Raw genomic sequence first — 14,675 nt, 5'->3', positions numbered from 1 at the left:
CCCTGGATGCGGCGGTGTGAACTGCCTATGCACGCGCCCGATCTCCGATTTCGCGTACAAATTCGGCCAGTCCGACAATGTCTTGATTCGACCAGGTCGGATCAACCAGAAAAGCAAGGCTGGTTTCACCAAGCTCTTTCGCCACCGGTAAGGGATCAACCGGGCCAACACCAAGGCGTGCGAACATCTCTTCTCTATATATTTCAGAACAACTGCCCGAGAACACGGGGAAACCCGCCTCAGAAATCTCAGCTATGATGCGATCCCTGCTCCAACCCGAGGCCAGATTCTCAGGTCTTATGAACGCATAAAACCGGTAATAGGCGTGTGTCAGCCCGGCAGGTGGAACAGGTACCCGAAACGCAGCGCATCCGGATAGAGCTCCCGCCAAAATCTCGGCATTTCTGGTTCTATGGGCGCGCCACCCGTCCAATTTCGCCAGCTGAATGCGCCCGATGGCGGCGGAAAGCCCGGTCATCCGCAGATTGGTGCCCGGCTGGCCACTATGTAGCCAGCGAAACCCCGGAGGGTGGCTTTTGTTAAACACCTGTTCATAGTTTTTACCGTGATCCTTATAGCTCCAGACCTTGGACCACAGCTCATCATCATTGGTGATCAGCATTCCGCCTTCGCCGCCGGTTGTGATGATTTTATCCTGACAGAAAGAATACGAGCCGCAGGTGCCAAAGGTTCCCACGTGCTGGTCACCGATCATGGCACCATGCGCCTGCGCACAGTCCTCTATCACCCAGAGGTCGCGGCTGCGCGCCAGATCCATGAGACCCGCCATATCCGATGGCCACCCGGCCAGATGGACCGCGATAATCCCCACGGTTCTGTCGGTCAGAACCGGTGCAATCGTTTCTGCGGTGATGTTCTGGCTGTCACGATCCACATCTGCAAATACCGGCTTGCCACCGGCCAGAAGGATCGAACTGGCAGACGCGATAAAGCTACGCGGTGTGACGATAACCTCGTCTCCGGGTCGGATGTTCAACGCCAGCAGCGCGGCGTCCAGAGTGACCGTGCCATTTGCCATGGCGATCGCATGCTGCGCGCCGGTATAGGCGCTGTATTCACGTTCGAATTCTTTGACATCGGGGCCGGTCCAGGCATTCACGCAACCGGATCTTAGCACTGCGCTGACAGCATCAATTTCATCTTCTTCGAAGAATGGCCATTTGGGCATCAGCTGTTTCCCTTCAGATAAGCGGCCAGAGGATAGCCGATGGAAGATGGGCCAAGCCTATTATTGCTCAAATTTAGACAGCAGGATTTCCGGATCATTTCTTTACCTCACGCCAACCCATCCGAGGATGGTCAGGCAAACTCAACAATTAACAAATTTTTGGCGGCAAGCGCCTGAATTGGAAACAAACTCCGCAGGTTCGGAAATATCTTTTTGTGCCGCGGCAGGCAAAACCTGACCTGAATCGATTGCTTATGCAAGGTTCCAGGTCACTTAACGGCGTGATTTTTCAACAATCAGGCCGCAGACAGTCAGAGGTGAAAAATAGGCAACAATCGGCTCTGGTGACAGCGCCGTTGACAGCTTCGGCGACATGGATCAGCATCGCCTCAACCTTGGTTTTTAAAGTTTGAAATGTTTCTTTGATGAGTGATATTCCCAACACCGCTTCCGGTGCCCAAGCCGTACCTGCCGAACGTAGTTCGACAACTGGCGGACGTCCAAAAGTTCTATTTGTCGGCAATCTTACGACCTCACTGACCAATTTTCGCTATGATCTGTTGAAAGAGCTTGCTGAACGCGCAGACGTACTTGCTTGCGCACCGGAAAACGATGCGGCGACCGAAGCAGCCCTAGCCGAGATCGGCGTGACATTTCGGCAAATCCCTATGGCGCGCGCGGGGTTAAATCCATTTCAGGATCTGTCCACCCTGTTCACACTGATCGGGATCTGCCGGGAAATACGGCCCGACATCGTCTTTGCCTATACGATGAAGCCGATCATCTTCAGCGGCCTTGCGGCGCGGTTGACCGGCGTTCGGCGGCGGTTCGCGATGTGTACCGGTTTAGGTTATGTATTTGCGGATGCCAAACTGACCCTGCGCCGAAAAGTGCTGAGAGCGGTGGCGACAGGCCTTTACCGCATCGGATTGAAAGGTGTCGACGAAGTTCTGGTTTACAACTCGGTCGACGCCGAGGAGTTTCGCAGCAGACGGTTGATGGCGAAAAAGGCCGCGCTGTCGATTGTGCCCGGTTCCGGTGTCAATCTCGCCAGATACGCAAAATCCAACCCGCCCACAGATCCGCCCGTTTTCCTGTTGATCGCGCGCCTGCTGCGCGACAAGGGCGTGTTCGAATATGCCGAGGCCGCCCGGCAGCTTAGGGAACAATTCCCTGATGTTCGTTGTCAGTTGTTGGGCCCGCTGGATGACAATCCGGACTCGGTCAACGCACAGCAGCTCGAAGAATGGGGTCAGCAGGGGCATATCGAATATCTGGGCGAAACCAAGGATGTTCGGCCATTTCTCAAGGAATGTTCGGTCTTCGTACTACCCACCGCCTATCGTGAGGGCATCCCCCGCGCCATTCTTGAGGCGATGTCGACAGGGCGCGCCGTCATTACGACCGATGCCCCGGGATGCGCCGATGCGATCAGCGACGGGGAAAACGGGTTTATCGTCCCCAAACGCAATCCAGAGGGGCTGGCGGATGCGATGAGAAAATTCGTTGAAGACCGGAGCCTAATCGAATCCATGGGTCAGGCCGCGCGGGCGCGTGCCGAGCAAGAGTTTGACGTCGCGCGGATCAACACGATCCTGCTACGGAAAATGGGGCTGATCGACAGCGATACCACGCTGCCCTCGACTGCCACCGACTGATCCACACCCATTCTAAGCTGACGTCTAATCCGAGAAACTGCGCCACCCGCGGCTGAGACCCGGATCAATCGCATCAAGCTCGGCGACGTCAGGCCTATAGAAATCGGCCATTTTATGCGCCAATACATCCGGCAATTCAGGATACTCCACCTGCCGCGCCACCGCTTTGCGAATGGCCTTTAACGGCCCCGTATGCCGGATCGGGTCAAGCAACGGTCGAAGCGGCGCCAGAACCCGCCTCAGAGGCAAGGGCACGATTGGCGTATTTTTGTTTTTGACCCGCTCTTCTAGTGGCGGCTCCACGACGCCGGAAAAACCGATGTGTTCGGCGACACGGCGTAAGGTTTCTACCGGTTGTGAGATCGTGTTTTCGTAGGCCAGCAACAGAATTTGATCTGTCGGGAACAGATCGTAGAAACGGCGCAGGTGATAGGCATATCTACCATTGTGCAGGAACCTTTCATCACCGGCCTTGTCAGGGTCCAGATACCGATGAATGTCGTCCCCGACAGTGCCCCGGCGATACAACATGCAGTAGTCGGAATAGGCCCTTCGAACCGGATCGCGCATCTGCAGGATCAACCTGACATCGGGATGATCCTGGGCGATCCTTTTGGCGGCCTCTGGATGTGTCAGGTAGGTATTGCACTTTTCACCCACGATGCTCTGGCCCGCATATCCCTCGTATTGATCGCGATACCAGACCGCCCCCCGGTCATAATGATCCGAGAAATAGTGCAGCTCGGGATCCGGCATGAAAATCTGCGGCGTCGCCGTCAAAGAATTCTGCAACCAGGTGGTCGCACATTTCGCAGCACCGAATATCAGGAAATCTATCTTTCGCTCGTTCGCCAGGCCCATATTATCCTCTAATCCCTACGATCCGCATCGGGATCACGATACCAATTCGCGGTACACGTCGGACACTTCGGCCACGTGTTTATCCAACCCAAAATTATCCTGCACATATTGGTAGGCCGCTTGTGTAACCTGCTGCCTCAGCTCCTGGTCCTCGATCAGAGAAACGACCGGCTCAACAAAGGCTTCGGGGTCTTCTGGATCCACCAGAAAACCGGTTTTGCCATGATCGATTGCCTCGACATTGCCGCCGTGCCGTGTGGCCACAACAGGCAGTCCAAGGTGCATTGCCTCGATCAAAGTACGTCCAAATGGCTCGTTCAAGGCCGGCACAAGGGTGGCATCCATGGCGACCATGCACTTTTCAACATCCTGCCGAAACCCCATCATATGAATCTGCGCGCCCATCCCCTGTTCTCGGGCCACGTCCATGGAGCCTGTGTCCAACCCGTCATCGGGATTGAGTACTTTGCCAAATAGCAGGCCATGTACCGGCCTGTCCCCAATCTGTTTCTGAATGGCCACAAGGCTTTGGACAAAATGAACCGGCCGTTTTCGCGGTTCCAGATGGCCAAAATATCCTAGAAGAACTGCATTTTCCGGCGCACCGATTTCGTTCAGGATCATCCGACGCGCCGCGTCTGGATCCGGGCGCTGAATGCTCAGGTCGAAGGGGCTGCGGATGACCTGAAACTTTTTGTCAACCGAGCGTATCGGGCGCGAGGGTTTCGAAAAATACGACACGCTTAGGATGCGGTTCGAAAACACCGGCGCGACATAGTTAACGCCTACCGCGCGCGGATCCTGCCTGTGGTGCCAGATATGCTTGATCCCCAACCGTCTGGCCGGAAACACCCAATTCACATGCAATCGGCCCTCATTTGTGTGGACGATATCTGGCTTTTTGTCCCGCAAAAACCGGACGAGCTGGCCGTAGGTCCGGGTCCAGTATTCCGGAAAGCCAACATCTGCATCCGTTTTGTTGTTTGGAGGGCCCATAAGCCTGGGGCCCTGCAAAACATCGACATTCAGACCCAGCGATTGAGCATACTGCCCAACCGACCCAGCTTCGTTGTGGCAAAGGACCAATGGTTCAAACTGATCCCGGTCCAGACAGGACGCAAGTTTGAGCGCGGAAACATGACTGCCGCCCAGATCTGCCCAACCTGCAAAGGGAAATAAAACGCGTATCTTTTTCATTCTGGCCTGCCGCCTTTTTGGCTCAGCGCCGGACATCAGAACCGCGCGCTGAACCATAAATCATTGAACTGAAATCTATTGTGTTTGCGTGACGAAGGTTCGAGAAACCGAAAGCGTATCCCCAGGGGACAAGACAGTGTCACCCGAAATCGCCGTTGCGGCTCCTCCGGCCGCGCGGGTGACCGAGTATTCGATCACGATCTCTTCGACCGCATCAACCTCTTCAACAACGCCAAGCGCTGCCAGCTCAGCCTGCAGGATTTTCGCGGTGCCCAGCCGGGTCTGCAAATCCTCGAGTTCGATCTGCACCAGATTCAGCCGCACCAGCGCATTCGAGCGCGCGGTATCAAGCAACTCCAGCTCATCGCGTTGCGCGCGGTTCAGCTGTTGCCGGGCCAAGCCCAAAGCGATCTCGATATCCACACTTTTGCTTTCCAGATCGTTCAGCGAGTTGGACAGAGATGACACGCGCGAACTGACCGTAAGACCCTTTTTCTGTAGTGCCAGAGCATCATCCAGATCTTTGCGCGTGATCCCGATCTGATTTGCGCGCAATTCCAGCTGCCGTTCGAGGCTATCGATCTGATCTTTGAGGGTTTCCTGTAATTGGATGATGCGTTCACCCTGCCCTTCCCGGGCCTGTTGATCCGCTTGCAGAATCTCCCCCTGCAGACCTTGTGGGGGTTCAATTTTGGCATCACCACCGTCCGGGGTTAGTGTTGACAGATCAGCCAGCAGTCGGCGTTGTTCGGCTTGCAGAGCTTCGATCTGTTCATTGTACAACTGAACTTCACCCTGAACCCGCAATCCGGTAAAGTTCGTTCCTACGTCATTTTGCAACGGCAACCGGTATTCCCCGCCCGCAAGCGCCATCGCCTGCTGCGCGGTCAGTTGTGGCCGATAGGGGTACGAGCCTGGAATCTGGACATCCCCCAATATGTATACAGGCAGATGGCCGATGACTTCGATCGCCAGATGAGGCGGTTCTGCCATCCCCACGCGAGTGCGCATCTGAGTTTCCAGCAGCAGTACCAGTTCTTCGGTCGTTCGCCCTTCAGCATGAACCTGGCCGGCCAGAGGCACCATCAGCATCCCTCCCGAAGAAAGCGCATATTCACCGGAAACGCCTTGCCAGTTCACAAAAGACGCAACCACCGGATCCCAACGCATCGCACGCAAATTGATCTTGTCCTGCGGTGCCAGAACATATTCCTCGGCCTGAAGCGCACCGATAAAACAAGCCGAAGCCGCGATCACAGAAAGCATCAGTTTTTGCAATAATTTCACGACATTCTCCTAAGTGTATTCGTTGGTCCTAACACCGGCAGGCGCGACACGCTAAGCGCAATGGCAAGGACAAAGGGTACGTTCCAGAACCGGGCATAAAAGGTCGTCGCTCCGGCAAGCAGCACGACATACATCAGCATGGCAACGATGGTCAGTGCCCCGACCGATGGCGAGCGGCCGACAGAAATGGCCATCCAGGCCAAGTATATGCTGGCCAAAATAAAGCCGACCATACCGAGCAGAGAAATCAAGCCACCTTCGGACAGAGTCAGCAAATAGGCCGAATGAACCACGATTCCCTGTTCGCTGGCCAGGCTGTACTGGTTTGCACCCAGCCCGATCAACAAAGTGCCACGGGATACCTCGAAAGCCTCTTGCAGCAGGAATAACCGGTCAGAGAACGTGCCCGCCTGGCTAATGTCACCTGCAAGAACGGCATTCAGAACTCGTTCGCGAAAGACCTCGGGCAAGAAAAGCTCACCAAAGTTCAGGACCACCAAAACCGCAATCAACGTGCCGACGATCAGGGTCACAACATGACGCGGGGACCCGCTGCTGAGGATAATGGCGACAGTCCCCACTATGGTCACGATCAGACCAGAATTCGAACCGGTCAGGATGACGCCGTAAAACAGGATTGGCAGCCCGATCAGCCCCCAGATGCGGCTGCTTTGCTTCTGCAGGATCAGGCTAAGCAGGAAAACGATGGCCATCGCCAGCATAAGCGCGCATTCATTTGCCCGCTCGACCAGCGAAAGCATGCGACCATTGGCGGATACAAACCGGTGTGTCGGGTCTTCCATGAAGTTGATTGCATAGATGCCAAACAGCACAACAATGCCCATACCAATAATAAATGCCTTCATCAGCAGGACGATCTGATCAAAGCTTCGATTGCCGATCAGGACTGGCAGCACGATCAACGAAAAGAAGTACTGAACAAACACTGTCAGCAGCTCGGTCGGGTCACCGTTGATCAACGAACCTATGGTCAGGCCCCCTGTGAAAAACAGGAACGAACTGTACCAGAACCCGCTTGCGGGCCCGAATATCTTAACCGGCAGCTGGCCAGTTGCCAGCATGACAAACCCAGCCAGCACAAAGAAGAAATCCGAGAGGGTGAAATAGACGAAATCCACTCTGAGATAGTTCATCGGCGCCAGGGCTACAGCCGCCATCAGGAAATAGAGAGCTGCCATGTCTACGCTTGGCAAATAGCCGATCCCATTGGTCGGCTTGCCAAAGGAAACTGATTGGGCCGATGCAGGTCTCATGGGCGCACCTGCTCCTTTCCGTGTAATGCAGGGTTCAGCAATGTACGCCGCAAGTGTAACACACACAGCCCTAGCCAGACGGAATTACACAGCACATGCGCCACAGCGGCACCGACCACGCCCAAAACAGAAACCATCGGTGCAATGAGGATCAGAAACAAAATAGTGTTCAACAAACCGATCCGAACCAAGGCCCGGTCTTGCCCCAGGCTCAGCAGTGCAGGGTTCAGCAATATCCCACCAAGATAAATACCTACCGCGATTGCCTGCACGCGCACGACCGGTACTGCGGGGGCATAATCCACGCCAAAAATCGCAGTAACGATCGGTTCCAGCATCAAGATCACTGGAATCAAGACAAGGGCAATTACCCCCCAGAACCCGGCGCTGAGACCCGTTAGCATTTTTTGCAAACGGTCAAATTCATTTCGGGCGGCAAACCGGGTGAACTCGGGATAGATCGCCTGGCTTAGCGGTCGTCCAAGACGCAGTGCAGCTTCGCCGCACCGTTTCGCGATATGGTAATATCCCACCATCGTCGGTGAAATCAGAACACCCAATATGATCACGTCCAGGCGCTGCGTGGTCTGACGCAAGATGACCGAGAGATTGCTGTTCCAAACAAAGCGCAGAAACCCGGAATTTTCACCCAGAGTTTGCTTTATTCCAAGCATCGGGCGGCCATAGCCATTCCGCGACATTTCTCGCAGCCCCGCGGCAAAGGCCAGAACGCCGTCTAAAAGGCTGACAGCAACAAATATCGCGACAAAGCCAGGCAGCCCAAACCCAAGTTGCCAGGCAATTACCCCCAGCACCATCCGCACAGACGCTGCGAAAATATCCAGTTTGGCCAACAGATCGAACCGGTCGAAGGACCGCAACAAAGCCAGCCCGGTTGGCCTCAGCGAAACCAGAATTCCCAGCGATGCGACCGGCAGCACCCATGCAAGATCCTGATCCAGCCCCAGCCATCCGGCGATGATCGGTGCGAATGCGATCGCAGCGCCGGCGGCCAATACGCCCCCAACCACGTCAATCAGGACCGACAGCCCGACAAGTCGGCGAAATCGTTCGCGGTCTTCTTCCTCCAGCGCAGTGCTTCCATATCTAATCACCGCCTGCCAGGGCTCAAGATGAAGGAACCGGGAAACGATCCGCGCATAGGCCTCGGCGATGGCCATCACACCCAGACCTGCCGCCCCAAGCGCGCGGGCGGCCACCGGCAGAAACACAAGGCCCAGCAAAGCGACTGCTATCTGAGAGGAAAAGATCCATTTCAGATTGCGCAGTAAACGCCGAAGCACAGCAGTCGGGATTGAGGTTGCGCCGGGCTGAGAGGTCATGTCTGATCCACCCGCCCGCCGCACAAACGACCGGCCAATTCCGCCCCTTGGCGGCTGCCGGTCATTGGACCACGCCGCAAAAGCGTCGCGGGCGCTGTGCCCTCATTTTCGCAAATAAAAACCAATACCCAATCACCAATCTAACAAATCCTACAAGGGTCTGCGAACCGTAATCAGCTGCTTTTCCCAGGCTCATCCGAGTAATGATATGTATAGGCACCATACCCATATTGCCTTTGCTTCCGCATGTTCACACCATTCATGATCGTACCGGAAATCTTGATATTGCTCATCCGCAGCTTTTCGATTGCATCCTTGAGAATTTTTTCGGTGGTCTGCCCCCAGCGCACCACCAGGAACGTACCATCGACAAGCGGCCCAAGTCGGATCGTGTCATCAATGACCAATGTCGGCGGCGTATCGACCAACACAAGATCGTACTGATTGCGCAACATGCGCCCGTATTCACCAAGCTGCTGCATCAACTGTTTGCGGGATATTTTCGGACGCAGGTTCAGACTGATCGACGAAACCCCCGGTACCCGTTCGCCATCGACATAAATCTGGCTGGGTTGCACGGCACCGCTCAGCGCGTCCTCGATCTCGACCGGGGCCGCCCCGGTCAGACCCAGTGTTTTTGAGGCACGGCAACGGTGGTTGTCCATATCCAACAATAGAACGCGCATCCCATCTGTACCCGCCACTAGGGCCAGCGAAACCGCAACCACGGTCTTGCCTTCTCCAGGAACACCAGAGGTGACCATGACGATGCTGCCGTCATCATTTGTGTTAAACCACATGGTCAAAACACTGCGCAGCGCCTCGACATAAGGCGAGCGGCCCTGATCACGGATAAAGCGCAACAACTCCTGCTGACCATCCGTGTCCGAATCCATCACCGTATCCGGCAGGAAACCCAGATTGGTCAGATCGGTTTGCTGTTCGATCTGGTTTTCGTTGACGATCCGCGTGTTGCTGCCCTCCATCAACAGGGCGATCACAAATGCCAGAGAGAACCCGACAATCGCGCTGACTGCGACGGCGACTTTGGTATTCGGCCAGAATGCCGAAGTCGGCGCATGAGCAACCGAAACCTGCTGAACCGCCTGGCCAAGAAACTGTTGCTGGGTTTCGAAATCATTCAGCTTTTCAATCGTCGTCTGATACCGGATCCGAAGAAGCTCTAGCGCGCGTTCCATCCGCAGCAATGCAATTTCCGAACCGGTCCGGCTGCGCAATGCCTGTTCAACAACGGCAATCTGGTCAGCAATTTTGTCGACCTCTTCGCTGCTGGCTTCGTTGATCTCATGCACATCTTTTTGCGAGTTCAGCCGCGCAAGTTCCGACCGAAGCCTACCCGGCACGGATTCATCCGCCAGATTTTCTTCAAGAATAAAGGCCGCCATCTGAAGTTCGTCACGGGTTAGTTCGTCACCCAGCTCATTTACGCGGTCCTTAAGAAAAGAAATGGAAGATGAAAGACCTTGCTGCCGCCGCTGCTGCAGGCGAAGGATAAAGGTTTCTGCAACTGTATTGGCAATATCGGCTGCCAGCTGCGGGTCTTCTGCTGTTGAGATGATCTCAATCGCAAGGCTCTCTCCTTGCCGAAGTACGTTATATGTCGACAGTGTATTGTCGATTACACGATTGCGGATAACGGATGTGGATTGCGGATTTGCGGGGTTTTGCGCCCCGGCAAAAGCCTCATTCTCGAACAGGTCCAGCGCCAGGGCGACCTCTGCCGCAAACTCTCGTGACCGCAGGATGTCGATTTCGGTTTCAATCAAAGTGCGGGTCAGCTCGTAGGATTCAAGTTCGACACTGTCGGCGCGGACGCGCATATCCAGAGATGTGAGAACGATTTCGGCGCGGGATTTGTATCTTGGGTCCAGTTGATTGACGACCATAAACGTGCCGACGATCACAGCTGCGGTCACTCCGAGGATCAACTTCAGATGACGGTAAATCATCCGCCATATGCCATCCAGACGCTGCTGGCCAAATTGGTTTGCGATATGGTTTTGATCCATTCTCTATCGTCCCTTGTAGCGACCAAGATCACCGTCGCCTGAAATACAAATCTTTGATGCTGCGCCCATGTTCGAACGAATTCTTATCCTAATGATTGGACAGCTTGGCCATTTTTCCGAGTTTTCTTGTCGTTATTTGCTCAATGTTTCCACACAAGAGACAATAGGCCGGAATCCTTGCTGTTGCAGAAGCTAAGAGGCGGCGTCTTTCAAAGTTTTGCAGACCTGATTCATACGACAAAGTACTTAACCTCCAAAAGTGCGGCGACACCGCAAGCGCGCCAATATTACTAGTTAAACCTGTAAAACGTGTTTCCTGCGACAAAGCCGTCCAGCTTTGCCGATCTTGCATAGTGATGCAGATCACTGGTTTTGTTTATGAACCCCGCTCCGCGAAAGTTCAGTGACGTATTGCACAATACACCCGTGCCCGAAGCCGACTTGAATGCGTTCAGCAGGTCGTAAAAGAAAGCATTCTGATCCCGGCGGACTGTTTGGACCCTTGCTGTCCCGTCTACATGCGTGATCGCGGCCAGGTTCTGATTGGTCACCTTCTGCAGATGCAACATATAAGGCGCGGAGTTTTCCCACTCAAAATGCTGGCTGACATCTTCCTCAAGGCAGGATGGGGCCACGGGGCTTGTATCCGGCCGGTTTTTAGCCCTGTTCAGGCGCACGCGGGTTTCGGCCCAGAACGGGGCCGCCAGAATCGAGCGGTTGCCCAATGCGCGCGGACCGATTTCACAGTTCCCTCTGGCCCAACCGATGAGCTCACCGGACATCAACGCATCCGCGACATCGTTCAGACGCAGCTCGCTGACCCGCATGCCGCTACTGTCGATTTTATCATCCACAAAGGACTGTCCGGAATAAACCGTCCAATCCAGCTTTGCCTGGCCCGTATAGTGGCGCATGGCATCAACCGCAGTTCCTATGGCGCAGCCGGAATCACTGCTGCAAGGCGGTACAAATACATCTCGGAACAAGCCGCAATTCTGCCACTTGGTGTTCCAATCGCAGTTCAATCCACATCCGCCAGCAATCACCAGCGGATAGCCCTCTGTCAGGTTCTGTTCGGCAAAGGCAAGGAACCGTGAAAAAATCGCATCCGAGAGTTTCTGTGCAAGATTACTGAACTGCTGGCTGTGCATTCCGACGTTGAAAAACGGGGAATCGGTCAGACGGTCCTTGCGTAGAATCTCGGCCAATGGCTGATCTGACAAAAGATAGTCTATCAGCGCATGTTCATCCGCGTCATGTGAACCGGGCTCTGCATAGGCACATGCCGCCATCATCCTCCCGGGGTCTTCACGCCGTTGTTCACGCGAAAGCACGGGATAATCGGGATCAACCAGTGCGCTCAGGAACGAATATCGGGCACCGGGCCCGGTCATCACCCGACCGACATGAGACAGCTTTAGATCTTCATCAATCTTGTAGAAATCGCCAAGCGTGTCTTCCCAAACCAACACATAACAAGGTTCACCTTGACGAAACGGAGACATCCCATAAGCGCCCCAGATATGTGCCCTTTCATGGGTCGATGAGAAATAGTCGATCTCTTTGCCAAAAAACGTCCGTTTCCCCACGGTCTGAGCATCTTCGCCAGTGCCGAAATACCCTGCCCCCGAGGTCGTCACATGTTGTGTTCCGGTCGTTGACCAGCCGCTAAGGGCCAGGATATCAGGCAAGTCCCGGAACCACAGGCCAGAGTCGATAAATGTATCCGGTGTGACTGACGTGTTGCGGGGAAAACTGTCTTTCTCGGATTCATAGGAAAACAGCAGGTTACCGTTTTGGGCATCAATACCCGCAACCGTACCGTCGTGACCCGACTTGAATGACAAAATCTTCATTTCACACCTCTTTACCGCGCTTGTTGCGCGGTCCTGGCAAAACACACCAATTCGTTACTGTTCTATCAAATTGCGTTGGCGCAGCCCCTCTGTAATTGCCCGAGCGGCCAGTTCTGCGCCTGCTTCGTTGAAATGAGAATCCGGCGCATAATACGATGCCGGATCCTCTTGCATTTCGATAACATCCGTTAAGTCTATCACGTCCAGCCCAGCCTGCGCAGCCGCATCTTTCACCAATACTCGCAGCGGGTCGTGGATAAAGGGCTGGGCGACCAGACCCATATAGCGGCTGACCGTCGGAACATACACAATGGCAATCTCACCATCCCATTCTGATGTAATCTGTTTTGCCCGCATCAGAACATCGGTAAATACCGGATTTTCATCAGTTGCCTTGGGATAGTGAATCCCAAGGATCTCGGCCGTTTTCTGCAATGCCAGAAAGTTTCTGAACACCCGTTGCGCCCGCAGGTAATCGCCCCAGGATAAAGTAGTCTCTGCCCACCATCCGGATATCACCGGTGCGGTTAATTCCGACTGGTCCGGATGCTCGATTGGGCCAAAATCTACAGCCGGGTCTAGTGCTGCGCTCAACCATGGCTTCTCAAGCTCTCGTTCCAGATTGCGCCAGTCATTGCCCGCAAAGAAAGAGAAAAGCGTGAGGTCGGGCTGGAACTCTGGCCCGTACCGGCCCAAAACCGCCAGTTGATACAGCGGGCCAATGCCCCTGTGGCCGGTGTTAAGCAGGTTCGGCATGCCCTGACGCAGCTTATCCGCCAGATGCTCACCCTCTCTCAGGCAGAACCCCTCGGAAAACGAGTCACCCAGCAGCATCACACTCACATCGTTTTCATAGACCGATGGTGGATTGCGAAACCCCAGACGATCCGGCGTGTAGGTCACCGGCTCGCCCAACACCGAGCACAATAGCATCTTGTCACCCGGCATGGGGGCCAGATACGCAGTTTCGAGCAGTTGTGTATCCAGCGCATCGTTTACATGTTTCATTGTCCTGCCCGGAGGCAAGTTTTCCTTGTATTCTTCGACGCTTACCTCATCGCCGACAAATCCGACTAGCCCTAGGCGTCCGGGGATTATTTTGATGGTCAGATAGGCCTCAAATGCAAACAGAGCCGCCAAAAGCGATACCGCGCTCAAACCAACAGTCAGCCTGGCTTCGTTCGACAAGAAGGCCGCGCACAAGGCCAGGGCCAGCCCAATCGCGCCCGGAGCCAGTATGTATCGGATCAACCGCGCTGTTCCATTGGCAAATTCCGCTGAATTTACCAGTGCATATGCGACGACCCCAAAGAAATAGAGAGCGGCGACCAGACATAGGATTGACCCGAAACGCGAACTGCGGGTTTTTTCAGTCATTCCATCTGGTCCCTTTCGACCGATATCGACATTTGCCGTCATTAACGGCGAAACCGGGCGAATTCAGTTGAACCGATTTGCGTATCATCGGCAAGCTTTTCTGCGGCGGCCTGAAAAGCGCAGGAAGCAGACGCATCGCCTGACCCTCTAGAATATGAAAAACGCTCAAAAACAACAGGATAAATACACACAGCACACAACACTCGAATACAAAACAAAACCAGATTTTTTTACCACCGTTATGCCGAAAAGCAAATCACCCGCTCTTTCAACGCCTAGTGGGCGCACGGCGCTATCACATTGCGCGCATAATCCGTCCTTGTACGGCCTATTGTTCCCGAATTCAGTACGGCGACATAGTCCTTTCCGTCGCCGGAGGACAATGATTTTGGCGGGTGTATCGTCAGCGGCACAGCAGACGGATGAATATACGGGAAACCCCTAATATCCAGCCAGCAGGGTTTTGTTACAGTTGACGCAACTACACCGGAGAGGCTTCGGCCTCCCCACTCGCTCAAAAAGGGACTGACTTTGGGGGTCGGTCCCTTTTTAGTTTTTATGTCAGGTTCAGAACCCTGCCCAAATCAGGACAGGGCACCTGGA

Annotated in this window: 10 protein-coding genes; 1 reads left to right on the top strand and 9 read right to left on the bottom strand. The window is 54.6% G+C overall.

Translation table 11 applies throughout. The features are described 5' to 3' along the window. Positions 1-25: 25 nt before the first annotated feature. Positions 26-1,189 carry a DegT/DnrJ/EryC1/StrS family aminotransferase gene (locus tag AC2FH6_RS13730; RefSeq protein WP_496703157.1) on the bottom strand — a complete coding sequence of 388 codons (1,164 nt, stop codon included), beginning with the start codon at positions 1,187-1,189 and terminating at the stop codon, positions 26-28. A gap of 425 nt (positions 1,190-1,614) precedes the next feature. Between AC2FH6_RS13730 and AC2FH6_RS13725 the strand changes: the two genes are divergently transcribed. Then, positions 1,615-2,847 (top strand): glycosyltransferase family 4 protein, encoded by a 1,233-nt coding sequence (locus AC2FH6_RS13725; protein ID WP_496703155.1) that lies wholly within the window; start codon positions 1,615-1,617, stop codon positions 2,845-2,847. Positions 2,848-2,871: 24 nt separating this feature from the next. Here AC2FH6_RS13725 and AC2FH6_RS13720 read toward each other — a convergent pair whose 3' ends face one another. The 8 genes from AC2FH6_RS13720 to AC2FH6_RS13685 all read right to left on the bottom strand — a co-directional run bounded on the left by AC2FH6_RS13720 (position 2,872) and on the right by AC2FH6_RS13685 (position 14,072). Continuing rightward, positions 2,872-3,708, bottom strand: coding sequence for a sulfotransferase family protein (locus AC2FH6_RS13720; protein WP_271948788.1), 837 nt, complete (start codon positions 3,706-3,708; stop codon positions 2,872-2,874). Between the two features lie 33 nt (positions 3,709-3,741). Beyond that, complete coding sequence (locus tag AC2FH6_RS13715; protein ID WP_496691351.1) at positions 3,742-4,905, bottom strand: glycosyltransferase family 4 protein; 1,164 nt, start codon at positions 4,903-4,905, stop codon at positions 3,742-3,744. A 75-nt stretch (positions 4,906-4,980) separates the two neighbouring features. Continuing rightward, positions 4,981-6,192 (bottom strand): polysaccharide biosynthesis/export family protein, encoded by a 1,212-nt coding sequence (locus AC2FH6_RS13710; protein ID WP_496703153.1) that lies wholly within the window; start codon positions 6,190-6,192, stop codon positions 4,981-4,983. Continuing rightward, positions 6,189-7,466 carry an O-antigen ligase family protein gene (locus AC2FH6_RS13705; RefSeq protein ID WP_271948783.1) on the bottom strand — a complete coding sequence of 426 codons (1,278 nt, stop codon included), beginning with the start codon at positions 7,464-7,466 and terminating at the stop codon, positions 6,189-6,191. Before AC2FH6_RS13705 ends, AC2FH6_RS13710 begins: the two co-directional genes overlap by 4 nt. After that, complete coding sequence (locus AC2FH6_RS13700) at positions 7,463-8,809, bottom strand: lipopolysaccharide biosynthesis protein (RefSeq protein WP_496691353.1); 1,347 nt, start codon at positions 8,807-8,809, stop codon at positions 7,463-7,465. Before AC2FH6_RS13700 ends, AC2FH6_RS13705 begins: the two co-directional genes overlap by 4 nt. A 173-nt stretch (positions 8,810-8,982) precedes the next feature. Continuing rightward, a complete protein-coding gene (locus tag AC2FH6_RS13695) occupies positions 8,983-10,839 on the bottom strand; it encodes a GumC family protein (RefSeq protein WP_496703151.1) in 1,857 nt (618 codons plus the stop codon). 290 nt (positions 10,840-11,129) lie between these two features. Continuing rightward, positions 11,130-12,695 carry a carbamoyltransferase C-terminal domain-containing protein gene (locus tag AC2FH6_RS13690; protein ID WP_496691355.1) on the bottom strand — a complete coding sequence of 522 codons (1,566 nt, stop codon included), beginning with the start codon at positions 12,693-12,695 and terminating at the stop codon, positions 11,130-11,132. Positions 12,696-12,749: 54 nt separating this feature from the next. After that, entirely contained in the window at positions 12,750-14,072 is a 1,323-nt protein-coding gene (locus tag AC2FH6_RS13685; protein WP_496691356.1) for an alginate O-acetyltransferase AlgX-related protein, read from the bottom strand. Between the last annotated feature and the right edge of the window lie 603 nt (positions 14,073-14,675).

The sequence above is a fragment of the Ruegeria sp. CDSC045 genome, assembly GCF_059610725.1.
Note: the sequence above shows the minus strand (reverse complement) of the source record. Positions and strands in the feature narration are given on the sequence as shown.